The 20,852-nt window shown below is 61.7% G+C and carries 18 protein-coding genes; 14 read left to right on the top strand and 4 right to left on the bottom strand.

The annotated features are described in order from the left end of the window. Window positions 1–124 precede the first annotated feature (124 nt). The 3 genes from EJ576_RS24430 (at window position 125) to EJ576_RS24420 (ending at window position 2,421) form a co-directional block, all read left to right on the top strand. Window positions 125–1,558, top strand: a complete 1,434-nt coding sequence (locus tag EJ576_RS24430) for a PLP-dependent aminotransferase family protein (RefSeq protein ID WP_126571337.1) — start codon at window positions 125–127, stop codon at window positions 1,556–1,558. An 83-nt stretch (window positions 1,559–1,641) separates the two neighbouring features. Beyond that, window positions 1,642–1,923, top strand: a complete 282-nt coding sequence (locus EJ576_RS24425; protein ID WP_126571336.1) for a putative quinol monooxygenase — start codon at window positions 1,642–1,644, stop codon at window positions 1,921–1,923. A 96-nt stretch (window positions 1,924–2,019) separates the two neighbouring features. Beyond that, window positions 2,020–2,421 (top strand): cupin domain-containing protein, encoded by a 402-nt coding sequence (locus tag EJ576_RS24420; protein ID WP_126571335.1) that lies wholly within the window; start codon window positions 2,020–2,022, stop codon window positions 2,419–2,421. Between the two features lie 134 nt (window positions 2,422–2,555). Here the strand turns inward: EJ576_RS24420 and EJ576_RS24415 are convergent, their stop codons facing one another. Continuing rightward, the gene (locus EJ576_RS24415) at window positions 2,556–3,185 is read right to left on the bottom strand and encodes a DNA-3-methyladenine glycosylase I (protein ID WP_126571334.1); all 630 of its coding nucleotides are present in this window, start codon (window positions 3,183–3,185) and stop codon (window positions 2,556–2,558) included. A 217-nt stretch (window positions 3,186–3,402) separates the two neighbouring features. Between EJ576_RS24415 and EJ576_RS24410 the strand changes: the two genes are divergently transcribed. The 4 genes from EJ576_RS24410 (at window position 3,403) to EJ576_RS24395 (ending at window position 7,049) form a co-directional block, all read left to right on the top strand. Continuing rightward, a complete protein-coding gene (locus EJ576_RS24410) occupies window positions 3,403–4,728 on the top strand; it encodes a C4-dicarboxylate transporter DctA (RefSeq protein WP_174890959.1) in 1,326 nt (441 codons plus the stop codon). 169 nt (window positions 4,729–4,897) lie between these two features. Then, window positions 4,898–5,599: a FadR/GntR family transcriptional regulator gene (locus EJ576_RS24405; RefSeq protein WP_012724653.1), complete on the top strand. Its 702-nt coding sequence runs from the start codon at window positions 4,898–4,900 to the stop codon at window positions 5,597–5,599. Window positions 5,600–5,616: 17 nt separating this feature from the next. Further along, window positions 5,617–6,324, top strand: coding sequence for a GntR family transcriptional regulator (locus tag EJ576_RS24400; RefSeq protein ID WP_122728217.1), 708 nt, complete (start codon window positions 5,617–5,619; stop codon window positions 6,322–6,324). A 104-nt stretch (window positions 6,325–6,428) separates the two neighbouring features. Further along, window positions 6,429–7,049, top strand: a complete 621-nt coding sequence (locus EJ576_RS24395; protein ID WP_122728377.1) for a hypothetical protein — start codon at window positions 6,429–6,431, stop codon at window positions 7,047–7,049. Window positions 7,050–7,104: 55 nt separating this feature from the next. On the opposite strand, the gene EJ576_RS24390 is transcribed toward EJ576_RS24395, so the two are convergent. After that, window positions 7,105–11,973 carry an NAD-glutamate dehydrogenase gene (locus tag EJ576_RS24390; RefSeq protein ID WP_028616469.1) on the bottom strand — a complete coding sequence of 1,623 codons (4,869 nt, stop codon included), beginning with the start codon at window positions 11,971–11,973 and terminating at the stop codon, window positions 7,105–7,107. 490 nt (window positions 11,974–12,463) lie between these two features. Between EJ576_RS24390 and EJ576_RS24385 the strand changes: the two genes are divergently transcribed. The 7 genes from EJ576_RS24385 (at window position 12,464) to EJ576_RS24355 (ending at window position 19,949) form a co-directional block, all read left to right on the top strand. Further along, entirely contained in the window at window positions 12,464–12,817 is a 354-nt protein-coding gene (locus EJ576_RS24385; RefSeq protein WP_028616470.1) for a hypothetical protein, read from the top strand. 292 nt (window positions 12,818–13,109) lie between these two features. Next, window positions 13,110–14,069 carry a MoxR family ATPase gene (locus EJ576_RS24380; RefSeq protein WP_003174327.1) on the top strand — a complete coding sequence of 320 codons (960 nt, stop codon included), beginning with the start codon at window positions 13,110–13,112 and terminating at the stop codon, window positions 14,067–14,069. A gap of 5 nt (window positions 14,070–14,074) precedes the next feature. Beyond that, on the top strand, window positions 14,075–15,007 hold the full coding sequence (locus EJ576_RS24375) for a DUF58 domain-containing protein (RefSeq protein WP_068935907.1): 933 nt from the start codon (window positions 14,075–14,077) through the stop codon (window positions 15,005–15,007). Beyond that, on the top strand, window positions 15,004–15,498 hold the full coding sequence (locus EJ576_RS24370) for a DUF4381 domain-containing protein (protein WP_028616472.1): 495 nt from the start codon (window positions 15,004–15,006) through the stop codon (window positions 15,496–15,498). Before EJ576_RS24375 ends, EJ576_RS24370 begins: the two co-directional genes overlap by 4 nt. After that, the gene (locus EJ576_RS24365; protein ID WP_126571333.1) at window positions 15,491–16,579 is read left to right on the top strand and encodes a VWA domain-containing protein; all 1,089 of its coding nucleotides are present in this window, start codon (window positions 15,491–15,493) and stop codon (window positions 16,577–16,579) included. The genes EJ576_RS24370 and EJ576_RS24365 overlap by 8 nt, the downstream gene beginning before the upstream one ends. Continuing rightward, window positions 16,576–18,312, top strand: coding sequence for a tetratricopeptide repeat protein (locus EJ576_RS24360; protein ID WP_028616474.1), 1,737 nt, complete (start codon window positions 16,576–16,578; stop codon window positions 18,310–18,312). Before EJ576_RS24365 ends, EJ576_RS24360 begins: the two co-directional genes overlap by 4 nt. Next, a complete protein-coding gene (locus tag EJ576_RS24355; protein WP_126571332.1) occupies window positions 18,309–19,949 on the top strand; it encodes a BatD family protein in 1,641 nt (546 codons plus the stop codon). The genes EJ576_RS24360 and EJ576_RS24355 overlap by 4 nt, the downstream gene beginning before the upstream one ends. An 83-nt stretch (window positions 19,950–20,032) precedes the next feature. Here the strand turns inward: EJ576_RS24355 and EJ576_RS24350 are convergent, their stop codons facing one another. Then, entirely contained in the window at window positions 20,033–20,308 is a 276-nt protein-coding gene (locus tag EJ576_RS24350; RefSeq protein WP_126571331.1) for a type II toxin-antitoxin system RelE/ParE family toxin, read from the bottom strand. Beyond that, window positions 20,308–20,580 (bottom strand): CopG family ribbon-helix-helix protein, encoded by a 273-nt coding sequence (locus tag EJ576_RS24345; protein ID WP_126571330.1) that lies wholly within the window; start codon window positions 20,578–20,580, stop codon window positions 20,308–20,310. The genes EJ576_RS24350 and EJ576_RS24345 overlap by 1 nt, the downstream gene beginning before the upstream one ends. Window positions 20,581–20,852: the final 272 nt, after the last annotated feature.

Raw genomic sequence — 20,852 nt, 5'->3', positions numbered from 1 at the left:
CAGTCCAGCCTAGAACCCACAGGGCATAAGCCCTATAGCCAATCGGCCGGTTTATGCAGAGACCATTTTGAGCCTGCCGCGCACGCGCGTACGCTTGGCGCAAAGTAAATGCCCGGAATAAGACATGGAACTGCACGTGGTGATCAACGGCCGTAAGGATCTGGCCGAACAGTTGTACCAACAGTTGCGTGAAGCCATTGGCTCCGGGCGCCTGGCGGCCGGCGCGCAGCTGCCGCCCAGCCGCTTGCTCGCCGAGCAGTTGGGTGTGTCACGCAAGACCGTGTCGGACACCTACGCCACCCTGACCTACGAGGGTTTATTGATCGGCAAGACGGGGCGCGGCACCTTCGTCAACGCCCGCGCGCCACAGACCGAACGCCTGCAAGCCGCGACTGACCTGGCCTGCGCCGCTAACCTGGCGAAGTGGCAATCACTGCCCTCGCCCATGCGCCACCCCACCCGCGACAGCACGCTGCGCTATGAATTTATCGGCGGCGCCACCAGCCGCAACCAGTTCCCCCAGGATGAATGGCGGCGCTGCACCCAGGACGCTCTACGCCGCATCGCCCAGAACAGCGGTTTCTACAGCCAGCCCGAAGGCTTGCCGGCGCTGCGCAGTGCCATCGCCGGGCATATTGCGTTTTCACGCGGGGTCAACTGCCGCGACAGCGACATCGTAGTCACCAACGGCGCACAGCAGGCGCTGGACCTGATCGCCCGTGTAGTGCTGGAACCGGGCAGCATTGTCGCCATGGAAGACCCCGGCTACAGCCCCGCGCGCCAGATGTTCATGGCCATGGGCGCCCGTGTCGCCAGCGTGCCAGTGGATGAACAGGGCATTCAGGTCGAGCGGATTCCCGACGGCACACGCCTGATCTACGTGACGCCCTCGCACCAATTCCCGCTCGGCATGCCGATGAGCCTGCCGCGCCGTGAAGCCTTGCTGGCGCGGGCGTTCGAACTGGGCGCGATCATTATCGAGGACGACTACGACAGCGAATTCCGCTACGAAGGACGGCCCACCGACTCCCTGCAAAGCATGGACACCCGTGGCGTGGTGACCTACGTCGGCACCTTCTCGAAAACCTTGCTGCCGGAGCTGCGCCTCGGTTACGCGGTGCTGCCACCCGCGATTTATGGCGCAGTCCTCAAGGCCAAGCAGCTGACCGACCAGCACAGTTCCACACTGCCGCAATGGGCCCTGGCCAAGTTCATCAGTGAAGGCTACCTGCTCAAGCATATCCGTCGCTGCCACACGGTTTACGCCGGGCGCCGTGAACGCATCCTGCAACGCCTGGCAGGTGATTTGTCGCCGTGGTTCGAGGCGGTACCTACCGTGGCCGGGTTCCACATGGCGGCGCTGTGCAAGGTGCCGGTGAACATCCCGTTGCTGATGGAACTGGCGCGCCGGGTAGAAGTGGGTTTGTACCCCTTGGATGTATTTTTCCACGATGCGCCGGTCCGCCCGGGGCTGATCATCGGCTTCGGCGCCATCGAAACCCTGGACATCGACCCGGCGCTGGACAAGGTGCGAGACATTCTTCAGCAGATTGGCTAGTGAATTTTCCGCCGGATTGGTCATTGGTCCTGGCTCAGTCAGGCTCTAGCCTGTGCACTGACCCGACCTCGGAGACCATCGCCATGCCAGCCTGTGCCTTCAACACTGTCCATGTCCGTGCGGCAGCCGGGCGCTCAGCGGAACTGGGCATGCGCCTGCAGCAGATAGCCGACGCCGTGCGCACCGCCCCCGGCTGCCTGGATTACAGGGTGCACCGCGACCCGATAGACCCCGATCTGTGGACCGTCACGGGTCATTGGGCCTGTGCCGAGCAGCTCAGCGCACACTTCGCATTGCCGGCCCTGCAAGGCTTTATCGAATTGACCCGTGAACACCTGGCCCGTCGCCTGGATTTCGACCACTGAAGCATTGGTCTCCTGGTCTTAGCCAGGATTGGTCATTGGTCACCCAGGCCTTGCGGCGTAGGGTAAAGAAGTCTCGAACTACTCGGAAACTTCGCCATGAAACGACTGCTCGCCGCCTCCCTGATGCTCGCCTCGCTCAGCGCCTTTGCCCACGAACCGGTGTACAACCAGGAGTCGATCAAGGTCTTGCAAGAACACGCTTTGACCAATGTACCCGGCAAGAAAACCATCATGCTCACCGTGGACTACGCCCCCGGCCAGGCCACCGTGCCCCACAGCCACACGGGCACGGCCGTGGCCTATGTGCTGGAAGGCGCGATCACGTCGCGGGTGAATGATGATAAAGCGAAAACCTACCAGGTCGGCGAATCGTTCTACGAACCTGCAGGTTCGCGGCACTTTGAATCGAGTAATGCCAGCCAGACAAAACCGGCCAAGTTGCTGGTAGTGATGGTGCTGGATGACAAGGCTGAGGTGCTTACCCCCTTGCCACAATAATTCGCCACACCGCAGTAAAAATGTGGGAGCTGGCTTGCCTGCGATAGCGGTGTATCAGTGACAGATGTTTCGGCTGACCCACCGCTATCGCAGGCAAGCCAGCTCCCACAGTTTGAACTGTGTTTCGTCAGGTATTAGGGGCGTTTGAACTGGCGGCGCAGGTCTTCGATCTGTGGCCGGCAGACACAGCCTTCTAAATGATCATTGACCATCCCCATCGCCTGCATCAACGCGTACATCGTGGTCGGCCCCACATAGGTCCAACCACGCTTCTTCAAGGCTTTCGATAAACGTACCGAAGCCGGTGATGTGGGGTTGCCCGTCCAATAAGCCATATCCACCCGTGTCGGGCGCTCATCTTCATTGGGCTCAAACGCCCACAACCAGCGTGCCAACGAACCCGACTCGTCCACCAGCTCAGAGGCCCGGCGCGCATTGTTGATGGTGGACACTATCTTGGCCCGATTACGCACGATGCCCGGGTCCTGCATCAACCGCGCAATTTCCGCCTCGCCATACTGCGCGACCCGGCGAAAATCAAAACCCTCGAACGCCGCTCGAAACTGCTCACGCTTGCGCAGGATGGTGATCCACGCCATGCCCGCCTGGAAGCCTTCCAGGCAGATCTTCTCGTACAGCTGGATATCATCCGCCACCGGCACGCCCCACTCCTGGTCGTGGTAACGCGGGTATTCCGGCGCGGCCGTGCGCCAGGTGCAGTAGGTCTGCCCGGTTTCGTCGGTGGTCAGTCCTGGTGCGTCCATCCATCACCTCATGTGCCGAGCGGCGGATGATAAGCGAAAAAATTTCCCTCGCGCCAACCGCTCAAGCATCACCCTTACCGACCAACTGGTCAGACCGGGACCTGTCAACCGCCAAATAATTGCTTGTGATTTCAAAAATACCGGGCGTAGACTGGCCGCGCACTGGACTTACCGGTAAGACCACAACAATTAAGCCCTGGAACCACCAGGGCACCGAATAGAGATCCCTCCCATGCTCAGATGGTGCTCGCGTTCGATTTTCCTGCAAGTCGTGATTGGCCTGATGCTCGGCATCCTCTGCGGTCTGGCCCTTCCCGAATTCTCCTCGCAACTCAAACCCCTGGGTGACGGCTTTATCAAGCTGATCAAGATGCTGATCGGCCTGATCGTGTTCTGCGTGGTGGTCAGCGGCATTTCCGGCGCGGGCGACCTGAAGAAAGTCGGACGCATCGGCCTCAAGTCGGTGATCTACTTTGAAATCCTGACCACCGTCGCCCTGGTGATCGGTCTGGTGATGGCTTTCAGCACCGGTATCGGCCAAGGCGCCAATATCCACCTGGAGCAGTTGTCGTCCGCCGGCCTCAATGAACTGGCCGACAAGGGCCAGCACATCCGCGGCACCAGCCAGTTTCTCATGGACTTGATCCCCAACTCGGTGATCGGCGCCTTTGCCGACAACAACGTGTTGCAGGTGTTGCTGTTCTCGGTGCTGTTCGGCAGTGCGTTGAACCTGGTGGGCGAAGCCGCCTCGGGCATCTCGCGGCTGATCAATGAACTGAGCCATGTGATCTTCCGCATCATGGGCATGATCGTGCGCCTCGCTCCCATCGGTGTGTTCGGCGCAATTGCCTTTACCACCAGCACCTACGGCCTGGATTCCCTGCAACACCTGGGCAGCCTGGTGGGATTGTTCTACCTGACCTGCTTTGCCTTCGTCGGGCTGATCCTCGGCCTGGTAATGCGTCTGTCGGGCCTGCGCATGCTGCCTTTGCTCAAATACCTGCGTGAAGAGCTGCTGATCGTGATGGGCACCGCCTCCTCCGACGCCGTGCTGCCACAGATCATGCGTAAACTCGAACATCTGGGCATTGGCAGCTCCACCGTGGGCCTGGTGATTCCGACCGGGTATTCGTTCAACCTCGATGGGTTCTCCATCTACCTGACCCTGGCCATCGTGTTTATCGCCAATGCCACCGGCACGCCGCTGTCGATGACTGATCTGATGACCATCCTGCTGGTATCGCTGATCACCTCCAAAGGCGCCCACGGGATCCCCGGGTCAGCGCTGGTGATCCTGGCGGCGACCCTTACGGCGATTCCGGCGATTCCTGTGGTGGGCTTGGTGCTGGTGCTGGCGGTGGATTGGTTCATGGGCATCGGTCGCGCATTGACTAACCTGATCGGCAATTGCGTCGCCACCGTGGCCATCGCCCGCTGGGAAAAAGACATCGACATCCAGCGCGCCAACAAGGTGCTGGACGGCCAGCAAGGGTATGCCTTCCAGGCCAAGAAACCGGTATTGCCCGCGCACCAAGAGTTCTGACCGATTTCATGAGTGACACCGTTCAAATGTGGGAGCGGGCTTGCTCGCGAAAGCGCTGGGTCAGTCACAGATGGATTGACTGAATGACCGCATTCGCGAGCAAGCCCGCTCCCACAGTTAAGAGTCGCCATGCTCGCTAATGTATTCGCAACATAAAGGAGAGGTAGACGTGATCAGCACCTCAACCGTCGTCAATTCAGTGGTAGAAAAACTCCGCGCCGCCCTGGCGCGTGGCCAGTGGCGCCGGGGTGAAATGCTCCCCGGCCAGCGCGAACTGGCCGAACAGATGGGCATCAGCCGCCCCAGCCTGCGTGAAGCGGTGATCGTATTGGAAACCCTCGGCCTGGTGCGCTCCATGCCCGGCAAAGGCGTGGTCGTATTGGAAACCAGCGTCAGCGAGCCGCAATCCAGCGATGCGGTGGCCGACGCCAGCCTGGAAGACATCCTGCAACTGCGCTACACCCTCGAACCCTTCATCGTCGGCCTGGTGGCCCAGTCCATCAGCAGCAAGGAAGTCGGCCAACTGCGCCTGACCCTGATGGACATGCGCGAAGCCCTCGACGCGGGTGACGCAGAGGCCGGAATGAATGCCTACATAGGTTTTCACGAAGAACTGTTCGCCCTCACCTCCAACCCGATCTTCCAGAACGTGGTGCAACAGACCAGCAACGCCCTCAAGCAAAGCGCCCAGGTACTGCGCAACTCGCCAGAACACCTGGCCGAGCGCCTGCAGGAAAACGAAGCCGTGGTGCGCGCCATCCGCAACAAGAACAGCGCCCTGGCCAGCGCCGAGATGCGTCGGCACATCCTTCAGGAAGGCTTGCGCATGGGCATTCGCTTGAACATCCCGGACGACCATCTGGGCAGCTGATTTTTTGGAGACAGGCCATGACCGCCCACGCCTTGCACTACGAACCTATCCTCCCGACCCTGCGCCTGGTCGCCGGTAAAAAGCCTTCGGTCGATGACATCTACCCGCGCCTGTTCGACGCCATTCTTGAACAGCGTATCGCCCCGGCCAGCCGCTTTACCGAAGAAGGCCTGGGCGAGATCTTTGGGGTGAGCCGCAGCGTGATTCGCCGCGTATTGGCAAAGCTGTCCCATCAGCAAGTGATCATTCTGCGTCCCAACCAGCGCGCCCAGGTGGCTGCGCCGGATGCGCAGCAAACCCGGGAAATCCTGGAAGCGCGGCGGCTGACGGAAATCACCGTGGTGCAATTGGCCTGTGCGCAGGCCACGTCGACGCAGATCCGGCATCTACGCGAACTGATTGCTCGGGAACGTGAGCATATTGAACGGGACCAACGCGGGCCAGCCATTCGCCTCTCCGGAGAATTCCACCTGCAACTCGCAGCGATGGCGCGTAACGCGCCCTTGGCGCAATTTCTCAACAGCCTGGTGCCGTTAACCTCCTTGATCATTGCCCAGTACGAAGCGAAGGCGTGCACCTATTGCGCGTGGCAAGAGCATGAAGCGATTGTGGATGCCGTAGAACAACGCGATGTGAACAGCGCAATAAAGCTGATGACCCAACATCTGGATCACCTGGAAGCCAAATTGCTCAGCCACGAGGGCCAGATGGCCCACCCTGACTGACTACAATTACAACGCTGATTTACGAAATCACCGACAGCACGGACGGTTATAGAACTGCAAAACTGCGTTCATTCCTAAAGCCTTGAACACGGATGAATAGCACTATGCACCCCCTCACTTTCGCACTGGTCACTGGCCTGGTCATTACGCAGTTCAGTGCCGATCTACGGGCCGGCGACGCGTTAACTGCCGGGACTGACATCATCACCTCGGCAGCGCCCGTGTGGTTGCTTGAACAACCCTACGCGGATAGCCCGATGCTGACCGCCCGCACCTTCGGTGGCAGCGCTTACGGCGACTACCACGTCAAGGCCAGCCTTGAGATCAGCTGTTTCCCAAAGAGCCCGACCGCCAGCATTGCACTGCAAATCACACCGGAATCACTGGGCTTTGACATCACGCCATTCGAAGGACCAGACGCCAGCGCAAATGGGCCATTGCGCATCACTACTGCAACACGCACGGCCATCGATCACTCGGTAAACGGCGTCTGGACTTACGGCGGTGCATTCCAGATCGGTACGATATTTGCGCTCAGTGCTACTGTTCCACACGACGAATTAGCCTACTGGGCCAGCGATGCCTCACGCGGCCAGACACTAAAACTCTCAATAGCGCCCGCCAAAGAGGGTGACAAACCGCTGACCGCAACGTTCTTGTTGCCTACAAACAACAACGGCTTGAAAAGAGTCATCCAGCCGTGCCTGGCCAATGCCAGTTTTTAACCAAAAAAAAAAGCCCCGTATCTCAGGATACGGGGCTTTTTGTCTTACAGCTGAATCAAGCCGGCTGCAGCACCGACTGACCGCTCAACGCCAGGTCCAGCAACTCACGGTTGGCCACCGCGTACATGGCGTAGTCCGTACCCACAGCGGCACGGATTTCCACCATCATCGCCACCCAACGCTCTGCCATGTCCTTGTGCTGCTCAAGCCACAGGGCCACGCGGGCTTCCATGTCTTGTGGCGCGTCGGCCATTTGCAGCACGGAGATGGTGATCGCGCGTTGCTGCCAGTCCACGTCATCGCGGAAGGCTTCACGGGCCTGGGCCTGCCAGTTGTTGGCCACCGGCAGATCGCTGATCTGCTGCAGGTACCACGGCAGGTCCAGGGCGCTGCCGACGGCGAAGTAGGCCTTGGCTACTTCAGCGGCGTCATGCCCGGTCACGTCGGCGGCTTCGATGATCGGCAGCAAGGTGTACAGGTGCGTCGTGCCTGCAACCATGCGTGCCAGCAACTCCGGCACACCGGCTTCGGTGTACTTGCCGTAACGGTTCTGCCAGCCTTCGCGGGTCGGGCCTTCCAGCAGTTCGTCGAGCTTGAGGCCCAACGCCGCCAGGTGCGGACCGAAGTGCGCGGTGTCACGCCCAGCGTCCTGCTCGTTGCGACGGCTGCGCAAGAACCAGCGCGTCGCGCGGCGGCCCAGGCGCATCAGTTCGTCCATCAACTCCAGTTGCACGTCAGCGGAAACCTGGTGGTCCAGGGCTTCAATCTGACGGAACCAGTGCGGGAGGTGGAAGATGTCACGCACGATCACATAAGCGCCAGCAACGTTCGCCGGACTCATGCCCGTTGACTCCTTGAGTCGTTGAACGAAGGTGATGCCCATGTGGTTGACCAGGTCGTTGGCGATCTGGGTGCTGACGATCTCACGCTTCAGGCGGTGGCGACGCATGGCCTCGGAGAACTTGGCGACCAGGCTCGGTGGGAACGCGGTCTCCATGTCACGGGTCAGGTAGTCATCATCCGGCACCAGGGACTTGAGCAGCGCTTCCTTGAGGTCGATCTTGCTGTAGGAGATCAGCACCGACAGCTCCGGACGGGTCAGGCCCTTGCCATTCGCGGCGCGCTCGGTGAGCTGCTCCTCGGTCGGCAGGTACTCGATGGCGCGGTCCAGCTTGCCACGGCCTTCCAGGTCGCTCATCAGGCGCTTGTACTCGGCGGCACGCTCGTAGGCACGGCGCGCAGCCAGGGACAGGGCCTGGGTCTGCTTGTAGTTGTTGCCCAACACCAGGTTGCCGACTTCGTCGGTCATGCTCGCCAGCAACTGGTTGCGTTGCTTGTCGGTCATGTCACCGGCCTGCACCACTTCGTTGAGCAGGATCTTGATGTTCACTTCATGGTCGGAGCAGTCCACACCACCGGCGTTGTCGATGAAGTCGGTGTTGGAACCGCCGCCATTGAGGCCGAATTCCACACGACCCAGCTGGGTCATGCCGAGGTTGCCGCCCTCGCCTACCACCTTGCAGCGCAGCTCGTTGCCATTGACGCGCAGCGCGTCGTTGGCCTTGTCGCCCACGTCGGCATGGCTTTCGGTGCTGGCCTTGACGTAGGTACCGATGCCGCCATTCCACAACAGGTCCACCGGCGCCTTGAGCAAGGCGTTCAGCAGTTCGGTCGGGGTCAGTTTGTCGGCCGAGATGTCGAAGCGTTCTTTCATCTGTGGCGAGATGGCAATGCTCTTCGCGCTGCGCGAGAAGATACCGCCGCCTTCGGACATGATGCTGGTGTCGTAGTCGGTCCAGGCCGAACGTGGCAGCTCGAACATGCGCTGGCGCTCGACGAAGCTGGTGGCCGGGTTCGGATTTGGATCGATAAAGATATGCAGGTGGTTGAACGCTGCGACCAGTTGCAGCTTGTCGGACATCAACAGGCCGTTACCGAACACGTCACCGGCCATGTCGCCGACGCCCACCACGGTGATGCTGTCTTCCTGCACGTTGATACCGCGCTCACGGAAGTGACGCTGCACACCGACCCACGCGCCCTTGGCGGTGATGCCCATCTTCTTGTGGTCGTAACCGGCGGAACCACCGGACGCGAACGCATCGCCCAGCCAGAAGCCGTAGTCGATGGCGATGCCGTTGGCGATGTCGGAGAAGGTCGCAGTGCCCTTGTCCGCTGCGACGACCAGGTACGGGTCATCGTCGTCATGGCGCACGACGTTGGCCGGCGGCACCAGGGCGCCGTCTTTCAGGTTGTCGGTGATATCCAGCAGGCCGGAAATGAAGATGCGGTAGCAGGCGATGCCCTCGGCCGCGATCTCGTCCCGGCTGCCGCCCAATGGCAGGCGACGCGGCAGGAAGCCGCCCTTCGCACCCACGGGCACGATGACCGAGTTTTTCACTTGCTGGGCTTTTACCAGGCCAAGCACTTCGGTACGGAAGTCTTCTTCACGGTCGGACCAGCGCAGGCCGCCGCGCGCGACGTTGCCGAAGCGCAGGTGCACACCCTCAACCCGTGGCGAGTACACGAAGATTTCAAACTTCGGCACTGGCTTAGGCAATTCAGGGATCGCGTGCGGGTTGAACTTGAAGCTGAAGTACGACTTGTTCTGGCCGTTGGCGTCGGTCTGGTAGAAGTTGGTGCGCAGGGTGGCCTTGATCAGGTCCAGGTAGCGACGCAGGATGCGGTCTTCGTTGAGCACCTGGACGTCGTCCAGGGCGGTGAGGATCGCTTGCTCCAGGCGTTGCTGCTTGTCTTCCAGGTCTTCGGCGGTGAGCTTGCGCGCCAGGTAGAAGCGGGTCTTGAACAACCGGGTCAATTCGCGGGCGATGTCGGTGTGGTTGTTCAGGGTGCTGGCGATGTAACCCAGGTCGAAGCCCAGGCGGATCTGCTTCAGGTAACGGGCGTAGGCACGCAGCAGCGCCACGTCGCGCCATGGCAGGCCGGCGGTCAGTACCAGGCGGTTGAACGCATCGTTTTCGGCGTCGCCATGCACGATGTGCACAAACGCGTCCTGCAGGGTGTCGTTGAGCTGCTGGATGTCCAGGTTCACGCCTTCGGCGGCAATGAACGCGAAGTCATGGATCCAGAACTCACGGCCATTGGCATGGCGCAGACGGTACGGGAATTCACCCAGCACACGCAGGCCGAGGTTTTCCAGGATCGGCAACACGTCGGACAGCGCCAGCGGGGTGTCGGCGTGGTAGAGCTTGCAATGCAGCTCGCGCTGGCCGGAAACCTGGCCCAGCGGCTGGTAGAAGCTCATTACCAAAGGGTTGGCTTCGGTCAGGCTGAGCAGGTGCTGCATGTCGACTACGGCCGAATGCGCAGCGAAACGCTCGCGGTAACCGGCCGGGAAACCTTTCGGGAAATCCGCCAGCACGTTGGTGCCGTGGGCCTCGCCGAAGCTTTCCACCACCAGGCTGGAATAATCGTCCTGCCAGCTGCGGCAAGCCTGTACCACTTCTTTTTCCAGTTGCAGCGGGTCGATGTCCAGGCGGTTCTTCGGGTCAACGCGCAGGATCAACTGCACACGGGCCAGCACGGACTCGGAGAAGAAAGTCCAGAACTCGCAGTCCGAAGCCTTCAGGCGATCCATCAGCACTTGCTGGATCTTCTGGCGCACTTCGGTGGAATAGATGTCGCGTGGCACGTAGGCCAGGCAGTAGCAGAAACGACCGTAAGGGTCTTTGCGCAGGAATACGCGGATCTTGTTGCGTTCCTGGATCTGTACGATCGACATCACGGTGCTGAACAGTTCGTCGACCGGGGTCTGGAACAAATCGTCGCGTGGCAGCACTTCAACCACCTGTGCCAGTTCCTTGCCCAGGTGAGCCTTGGGCTGGAAGCCGGAGCGGCGTTCGATTTCCGCGACCTTGCGACGGATATACGGAATCACCCGCACGCTTTCGCCATACACCGACGAAGTGTACAGGCCCATGAAGCGGTGTTCCTTGATCACTGTGCCGTCGGCGCTGATCTCACGGATCGACACGTAGTCCGGATACGCCGGGCGGTGCACGCGGCTCGGGTGCGCCGCCTTGGCAAACGACAGCACGGTCGGCTCACGCAGGTAGGCCACGGCATAGTCTTCGATGCGCAGGTCGTCGGCGGTGAGGCCGGCGCGCAACAGTTTGGTCAGGCCGAGGAACGAATCGGCGTCATATTCGATATGACCGCCATCCGCCTCGTCACGTACCACGAATTCTTCATAGCCGAGGAAGGTGAAGTGGTTGCCCACCAGCCATTCCAGGAAGTTCTTGATCTCGGCCTTCTCTTCGCCGTCGATGCTGAACTGGCTCGCGTCGATACCGGCCAGCAGGTCCTGGACCTTGGCTTTCATCGGTTCGAAATCAGCCACGGCCACGCGTACTTCGCCCAGCACCTGCTCCAGCTCTTTGCTCAGCACGTTCAGTTCGGCGGCGTTGGCGCAGCGGTCGATTTCCAGGTACATCAGCGATTCTTGCAGGATGCCTTCGCCCTGGGTGCCTTTTGGCAGGATTTCCACCAGCTCGCCCTTGGCGCCACGGCGTACGCTGAGCACGGTGGTCTGCAAGGTGTGGATGCTGTAGCCGCGGCGGTTCAGCTCGGTACGGACCGAGTCCACCAGGAATGGCAGGTCATGGTGCAGCACTTCGACCGCAGTATGGGTCGACTGCCAGCCATGACGTTCGTAATCGGGGTTGTAGACCCGCACTTGCGGTTGGGTATGGTCAAAGCGCTCAAGCAGGCGCCACGCAGAAAGAGTGCAACCGGCCAGGTCGGAAAGGCGACGCTGGGTCAGTTCGTCCAGGGAAATGATGCCGAAAAATTGTTCAGCAAACAGCGCCACTTGTGGCAGTGCCTGTTCACTGATGTGCTGCGCCAGTGCCGCTTGCAGTTGATGCTGGAAGTCGGCCTTGCTGGCTGCGGTGAAGAACGCCATCTGTGGTACTCCGCTTGGGCTTGTTATTGATGGAAGCGTCGCGTGTTATCCCCTTGCGGGGAGACCGTCAGCGCTGTTCGCTGGTACTGATATAAGCACACTAGCGAATCAGGGTGACAGGTGAGTGAAGCTGGACAAGACAGTCAGGTCACATACAACTTCCATTGGACATACGCCTTGCCAGGCGACGGTACGACGGGCAGGTCAGGTTCCCGGCACAGGGCACATCCGTTGCGCAGCTTAACGAGTGTGGGAAGCCCGCTGCTTGCGACGCTGCGACATATTCGGTCATCGGTAAGCAGGCGTTGGGTTGCTACTTGGGCGACCCGCAATATCCGGCAAAGAAACCGGCTATTTCAATGCCCGCGAGTACCAGAAATGACTGATAGTGCCCGTCAGGTCATGCACTGGGTCTGACACAGGATGCAGCACAAAATTCGCCGCAATGGCACAATTGCCCGCATTACGCCCTACCCAGACAGGATTCCACATGCTGCAGCTGAAAACCGACGCCCTGATGGTCACCCCGTGCGATGACGAAGAAGACAACATGGCGATGCTCTGCTGCCACGGCAAGAACGGCGAGATGTTCATGCTGACCCGCTACCCGGATGAGGACGAAGTGGAACTGACCTGGGATTACGAACCGTCGACCCTCGACGGGCTGAAAGTCACCCTGGGCGCCACGACCCTGCTGGTTGAACTGGCCGCAGGTGATGCCGATGCCCTGGGCGGCAAGGACCAGCTGGAGATCACCCACGCCACGGCCGCCTCCGACCTGGACGAGGTTGAAGAGACCTTGCAGAACATTCTCAACGGTACCGGCACCTTCACCCGGATTTAAACCGCACCAACGATAAAATGTGGGAGCTGGCTTGCCTGCGATGCGGGCGACTCGGTCTATCAGTCAGACCAGGGCGATGCCATCGCAGGCAAGCCAGCTCCCACAGTAACGGTGTTCGCAACAGAAAGTACGCGTGCCTCTGTTTGTGCGTTACACACAAAAATCCTACAAGTATTGCCAAAAATACCCGTTACTCCGTTAGTCGCCGCCCCCCTCGATGCATTAAAGTAGACGCCCCAGGCCTTGGCATTTTTCACGATGCCCCGACTCATCTCTCCAGGAACCGTCATCGATGGAACATCGTGAAGCGCTGCTTGCGCTGCGAACCTTTCTCTCTACGCAGATTCTCGGCCAGGAAAAACTCATCGATCGCTTGCTGATCGCCTTGCTCGCCGACGGCCATATGCTGGTGGAAGGTGCGCCAGGCCTGGCCAAGACCAAGGCCATCAAAGAGTTGGCCGAAGGCATTGAAGCGCAGTTCCATCGCATCCAGTTCACCCCCGACTTGCTGCCCGCCGACATCACCGGCACCGAGATCTATCGCCCGGAAACCGGCAGTTTCGTGTTCCAGCAAGGGCCGATCTTCCACAACCTGGTGTTGGCGGACGAAATCAACCGCGCCCCGGCCAAGGTGCAGTCAGCCTTGCTGGAGGCCATGGCCGAGCGCCAGGTCAGCGTCGGGCGCAGCACTTACGACCTGTCGCCGCTGTTCCTGGTGATGGCCACGCAAAACCCCATCGAGCAGGAAGGCACCTACCCGCTGCCCGAAGCCCAGCTCGACCGTTTCCTGATGCATGTGAAAATCGGCTTCCCGGACGCCGCCGTCGAGCGACGCATCCTGCAACAAGCCCGTGGCGAAGCGCTCAACGGCGAAACCAAGCCAGAGCGGCGTGTCAGCCAGCAGGCGATCTTCGCCGCGCGCAAGGAAATCCTCGGCCTGTACATGGCCGACGCCGTGGAGGAATACCTGGTGCAACTGGTGATGGCCACGCGCACCCCGGCCAAGTTCGACCCGGAAATGGCCGAGTGGATCGCCTACGGCGCCAGCCCACGCGGCTCCATCGCCCTTGACCGCTGTGCCCGCGCCCATGCCTGGCTGGCCGGTCGCGACTTCGTCAGCCCGGAAGATATCCAGGCGGTACTGTTCGACGTGCTGCGCCATCGCATCATCCTGTCGTTCGAGGCCGAAGCCGCTGGCATTGACCAGGACCGTGTGGTGCAGCGCATTCTCGACGTCGTTGCCGTCGCTTGAAACCCATGAACGCCGGTGATGGGATCCGCGCCACGCTCAGCGAATTGATCGAGATGCGCCATCGCGTGCGCGAAGTGCAGCTGTTTTCCACGCCGAGCCAGCGCAGCCCATTGATCGGCCTGCACCACTCCAAGCTGCGCGGGCGTGGCGTGGACTTCGACCAGGTGCGCGTGTACCAGGCCGGCGACGATGTGCGCACCATCGACTGGCGCGTCACCGCACGCACTCAGGAGCCGCACACCAAGCTGTTCCATGAAGAACGCGAGCGGCCGATCTTCATCATGGTGGAGCAAAGCTGCCGGCTGTTTTTCGGCTCGGGTCAGATGTTCAAGTCGGTGCTGGCCGCCCAGGCCGCCAGCCTGATCGGTTGGGCCGCGCTGGGGCATAACGACCGTGTGGGCGGGCTAGTGTTTGGCGACAACGAGCACTACGAAATCAAGCCGCGCCGCAGCAAGCAAAGCCTGCTGCAACTGCTCAACCGCCTGGTGCGCGTCAACCAGAGCCTGAGCACCGAGAGCCGCCCCGAAGCCGACGCCCTCGGCATGGCCCTGCGCCGTGGCCGCGAGGTGTTGCGCCCTGGCAGCCTGGTGATTGTGATCTGCGACGAACGTGCGCTGACCGAAGGCGCCGAGCAACAGCTGAGCTTGCTGTCGAGACATTGCGATTTGTTGCTGCTACCGATTTCCGATCCACTCGACCACGCCCTGCCCGCCGCCGGGCTGCTGCGTTTTGCCGAGCGCGGCGCCCAGCTGGAACTGGACACACTGAATTTCGACCTGCGCCAGGCCTACAAGGCCCAGGCCGAAGCGCGCATTGCGCGCTGGGAGCTGCTCGCGCAGAAACTGCGCGTGCTGTTGATGCCCCTGAGCACCCAGAGCGAAATGGTCGAGCAACTGCGCGAATACCTCAACCCGCAACGCCCGGTTAAAAAACAATGAGCAGCCTTGACCAACTGCAACCGCTGATCGCCCCACCCGCCATCGGCTTCTGGCCGCCCGCGCCGGGTTGGTGGCTGTTGCTGCTGGTGATTCCGCTGCTCGGCTGGGGCCTGTGGTCACTGCGCCGCTTTCTGCCGACCCGCCGCCCCATCGCCCGTGCCGAACAACCGCTGGACCCGCTGCGCATCGCCGCCCTGGCAGAGCTTGCGTTAATGCCCAAGCCTTACGATGGCGCGCCCGCCGGTGCCTGGTTGCAACAGCTCAATGGCCTGCTCAAGCGCTTGTGCCGCAACGACTACCCCTACAGCCAGAGCCACACCCTCAACGGCCGCAAATGGCTGGCATTCCTCGACAACCGCTGCCCCGCTGCCGGCCTCACGCGCTGGATGGTATTGGTAGAAGGTGCCTACAAACCCGAATGCAAACTCGACGACAAGGCCATCGCCGGCCTGACCCAAGCCGTCGACACCTGGATTCGCAAACATGTTTGAGTTCGCCTGGCCGTGGATCTTTGCCCTGTTGCCCTTGCCGTGGTTGATGCGCCTCGTGCTGCCGGCCGCCGACAGTGGCGAGCCCGCATTGAAAATCAGCTACCTCAGCGACCTCGAAGGACTGGCCCGTCGCCGCGCCCGCGTCAACCTGCCCGGCTGGCGCCAGCAAGCACCGTTCGTGGTGCTGTGGTTGCTACTGCTCACCGCTGCCGCGCGCCCGGAATGGCTCGGCGAACCGCTGCCAATCGCCGCCAGTGGCCGTGATCTGTTGGTGGCAGTGGACGTTTCGGGGTCCATGGATTTCCCGGATATGAATTGGCAGGACGAGGACGTGAGTCGCTTGAGCCTGGTCAAGCACCTGCTCGGCGATTTCCTTGAGGGGCGCGAAGGTGATCGCGTCGGCCTGATCCTGTTCGGCAGCCAGGCATATCTGCAAGCCCCGTTGACTTTTGACCGCCGCACCGTGCGCACCTGGCTGGACGAAGCGCGCATCGGCATTGCCGGCAAGAACACCGCGATTGGCGACGCCATCGGCTTGGCCCTCAAGCGCCTGCGCCAGCGCCCGGCGCAGAGCCGCGTGCTGATCCTGGTCACTGACGGCGCCAACAACGCCGGGCAAATCGACCCGCTGACCGCCGCGCGCCTGGCGGCTGAAGAAGGCGTAAAAATCTATCCAATCGGCATCGGTGCCGACCCGGAGCAAACCGGCTCCTTGGGTATTCTGGGCGTCAACCCGAGCCTCGACTTGGACGAACCTGCACTCAAGGCCATCGCCGAAGCCACCGGCGGTCAGTACTTCCGCGCTCGCGATGGTGAAGAGCTGCAAGCGATCAAAGAGACGCTTGACCAACTGGAGCCGGTCGAACAGCAACCCACCCAAGCACGCCCGGCCCTGGCGCTGTACAGCGCGCCACTGGCCCTGGCCTTGGTGCTGAGCATGTTGCTGGTGATTCAAGAACGCTGGCCGAACAACGCGCTGCAACGGCTGTTCAACAAACTATCAAGCAAGGGGATATTCCTGCAACAACACCCTGAGTGGCGTCAGCGCCTCAAGCGTCTGCGTTTGCGGAGGCGTCGATGATCGACCTGTGGCCGCACTGGTTTCGTCCTTGGTGGTTGTTGCTGCTGCCGTTGCTTGGCTGGCTGCTGTGGCACCTGTGGCACCGGCAAAAACGCGCTGGGCGCTGGCAGATGATCCTGCCGCCGGCCTTCCACGCCGTGCTGCTCAGTGGTGGCAACGGCCGAGAAAGCAAATCACCGTGGATAGTGTTGGGTATTGCCTGGCTGCTGGCCGTGCTGGCATTGCTCGGCCCGAGCTGGCAGCGTGTGGAGCAGTCCAGCCAGAAGCCTTCCGACCCGCTGGTGGTGTTGCTGGAACTGACCCCGGAAATGCTCGCCACCGACAGCCCGCCCAACCGCCTGGAGCAGGCACGCCGCAAGCTGTACGACTTGTTGCAGGCGCGCACCGATGCGCAAACCGCCATCGTCGTGTATGCCGGCAGCGCACACACCCTGGTACCGCTGTCGGATGACCTGGCTACCAGCCGCAACCTGCTGGAAGCCCTGCGCCCGTCGATCATGCCTGAGCCGGGCCATCGCGCCGACCTGGCCGTCGAGAAAGCCCTCGGCCTGCTCAAGCAAGGTGGCCTCGGCCAGGGTCGCCTGTTGCTGATTGGCTCCTCGCTGTCCAAACAGGAACGCCAGGGCATTCGCCTGTTGCTGCAAAGCGCCCAGGCGCCCACCCTGTCGATTCTGGGCATCGGCAGCCGTGAAGGCACCCCTGTGACCCAGGAGAGCGGCGAATTCCTCAAGGACGAACAAGGCGCGATCCTCGTCCCACGCCTCGATAGCCCGACACTCAAGGCCTTCGCCAGTGAAATGGGCGGCCGCTACCGCGCTGCGCGCCTGGACGACAAGGACCTGCGTCAACTCGGCGTGCTCGACCCGCCACAAACCCTGCGCAACGACGGCCAACTGCTGCACCTCGACACCTGGGCCGACCAGGGTTACTGGCTACTCCTGCCCTTGTTGCTACTCGCTGCCTGCGCCGGGCGGCGTGGCTGGTTGTTCTGCCTGCCGCTGCTGCTGTTGAGCGCGCCGCAGCCCAGCTACGCATTCGGCTTGCAGGACTTGTGGTTGCGCCCCGACCAGCAAGGCCAATACCTGCTGAAGAAAAAACGCCCCGCCGAAGCCGCCGAACACTTCCAGGACCCGCAGTGGAAAGGCGTGGCGCTTTACGAGGCCGGCAACTATGCCGAGGCGATCAAGCTGTTTGCCGAAGGCAATGACGCCTACTCCCACTACAATCGAGGTAACGCCTTGGCCAAGTCCGGTGAGTTGGAAGCCGCCATCGACGCCTACGAACAGGCCCTGGAAGCGCAACCCGACCTGCAACCGGCGCTGAAAAACAAGGCGTTGGTGGAAGCCCTGATGCAGGAACAGGCCGAACCGGAGCCCACCGAGCCTGCAAAGAACGAGGATGACGAAACCACCCAACCCGGCCAAACTGCGCAACCGGGTGCCAGTGGGCAAAACGCTACGGGGGGCGAGCCGCCGTCCCAAGGCCAGGGAGCCGGCACTGACGACACCCAGCCCGGCAACACACCGCAAACCACGGGTAACGAAGTGCCGGGCAGCGAACTGGGTGACGAACAGACCACCACCCCGCCGCTACGCCCTAATGACGCCAGTCTCGACGGTGAACACCGCCAGGCCCTGGAGCAATGGCTGCAGGAAATCCCGGACAACCCCGGCGAACTGCTGCGCCGCAAATTCTGGTACGAACAGCAACAACATCAGGACAAGACTCGATGAGCCGCCGCACCACCCTACTGCTCCTGCTCGCCCTCTCGGCAGGCCACGCCCAGGCGGCGACCCTGTCCGCCAGCGTCGACCGCAGCCGCGTCAACTCCGGGGAAACGGTGGAACTGACGGTGGAATCCAGCGACGTCACGCAGTTCGGCAAGCCCGACCTGTCGCCGCTGGATGCGCAGTTCGAAGTCAGCGGCACGCGCCAGATCAACCAACTCACCACCCTGGGCGGCGATAACCACGCCACCACACGCTGGATCATCACCCTGTTGCCCAAGGAAAACGGCACAGTGGTCATTCCGCCCCTGCAAGTAGGCGAATACAAGACCCAGCCGATCAGCCTGCAAGTGGTAGAAACCGCCAGCCAGAACACCGCCGCCGAGCTCGCGCCGGTGTTTGTCGAGGCCAACCTCGACCAGACCAGCGTCTACGTCCAGGCCCAGGCGCTGTTGACCGTGCGTGTCTACCACTCAGTGTCGCTGTATGACGACAGCAGTCTCACACCCTTGCAAATTGCCGATGCGCGCGTGGAGCAGCTGGGTGAGTCGCGTACCTACGAAAAGGTCATCAACAGCATCCGCCACGGGGTGATCGAAACCCGCTACGCGATCTATCCGCAGCACAGCGGCACCCTGGCGATCCCGGCGCAGACCTTCAGCGCGACGCTGGTGGAGTCGCGCCCGCCCCAGGAAAACACCCTGCAAGGCACCAAGCCCGGCAAGCTGATCCACGTCAGTTCTGCGCAGTTGCCGCTGGTGGTCAAACCCAAGCCCGCGCTGTACCCCGCCGATACGCCATGGCTGCCGGCACGCAGCCTGACCCTCAGCGAACACTGGAACCCAGAGCCTGAGCATGTGCAGGTCGGCGACTCCCTGACCCGCAGCCTCACGGTCAAGGCCGAGGGCCTGTCCAGCGCGCAACTGCCGGCGCTGCCCAGCACCGAGATCAACGGCCTGCGCCGCTACCCGGACCAACCGTTACTCGGCAACCAGACCAACGACCGTGGCCTGATCGGCAGCCGCGAAGACCGCGAAGCCCTGGTGCCCACCCGCGCCGGCAACCTGGAACTGCCCGCCGTGGAAGTGGTGTGGTGGAACACCCATGAAGATCACTTGGAGCGCACCAGCCTGCCGGCGCGCACCGTGCAAGTTGCGATCAACCCGAGCCTGGCAGTGGACACGCCCGCCACCCCCACAGTCATCACCGCGCCGGACGATGAACGCCTGTGGCTGTGGCAACTGAGCACGTTGGTCCTTGCCTGCACGACCCTGCTGGGTTTTGGCCTGTGGTGGCGTGCACGTCGACAACCGGCCGTGCTACGCGCCGCGCAAACCGGCCCGAGCCCACGCACCTTGCTCGACGACCTCAAACGCGCCACCCAGGCCAACGACCCGCATGCCACCCGCCAGGCGCTCGACGCCTGGGCGCGGCAGCAACCGGAAACACTCGCGGATATGGCGGCGCGGTTCGTGCCGCTGTCGGATGCACTGGATGGGTTGAACGGCGCGCTGTACAGCGAGAGTGGGCATTTCTGGCTGGGTGAAGATCTATGGCGTGCGGTGAAGGCCATTCCGGTGGCTGAGCGCGAGGTGGACCCGGCGGCGGATACCACCAGCTTGCCGCCGCTCTATCCCAAGTAACGCGGATCCAACCAACACCACAAAACCCTGTGGGAGCTGGCTTGCCTGCTCCCACAGGGGACCTTCAGCGTTTGATCGATAAGCTACCGATCCTCTCGGGTATGCCACAGGCGCAACAGATAGACAGTGGAACCCACTATCTCGTAACGCATTTCGTAATGACCGATCTGAATCCTGCGCACATCCCTGGGCTCGAACTCTTCCAGGCGTTCGCCGATACGAGGGTTAGCGAGCAGCGTCATGGGCGCAGCGGTAAGTTGCTGCACCGTTCGCGCAGCGGCGGGTTGATTGACCAATGCTAGAAACTCATACAGTTGGGCGAGGTCGGAAAGCGCTTTGGCCGTCCACTTCAACTCCATCAGCGCGGCACCGGCAATGGCGCATCGCCGCTGAGGCTATCAGCCCAGGCCTGGACTGCCTGGTGGTCAATCACGCAGCCAGCGTCAACATCGGCCAAGGCCTCGCGGGTCAGACGACTACGCTCTTCTTCCTGGTCAATCCAGGCAGACAGCGCCTGCTTGACGATCCAGTTTCTGGAGCGTTCCAGACGCTCTGCCATCAAATCGACCTTTTGGGCCAGTTGCTCGGGCACGTGCGCGGTGACAGATCTGGTTTTAGAGGGGGTGGCCATGTGGGACGACTCCTGATTGGTAGAGTTCTCTGGTGGCTTTAAGTATGCGCCACGACGCAGCAATCTTAATCAAAGTTAATCATAGTGAGTAACTGTACAACATCAACCGCCCTTGCGCCTGCTTACTCCACTGGCAAAGTGTCGCTCCGTCGCTGCGCAGCCGCGACCGCGACCGCAGCGGGCACCATCCAAGGGATGAGCAGTGATCAGCACTTGATCAACAGCGCCAAAACACTCGCCGACCGAGCGCTGGACTGCCTGCATAGCGCATA

Source organism: Pseudomonas sp. C 49-2, assembly GCF_003970195.1.
GTDB classification, from domain to species: Bacteria; Pseudomonadota; Gammaproteobacteria; order Pseudomonadales; family Pseudomonadaceae; genus Aquipseudomonas; species Aquipseudomonas canadensis.
The sequence above is the reverse complement of the archived record's forward strand: the minus strand, read 5'-3'. Positions and strand labels throughout refer to the sequence as shown.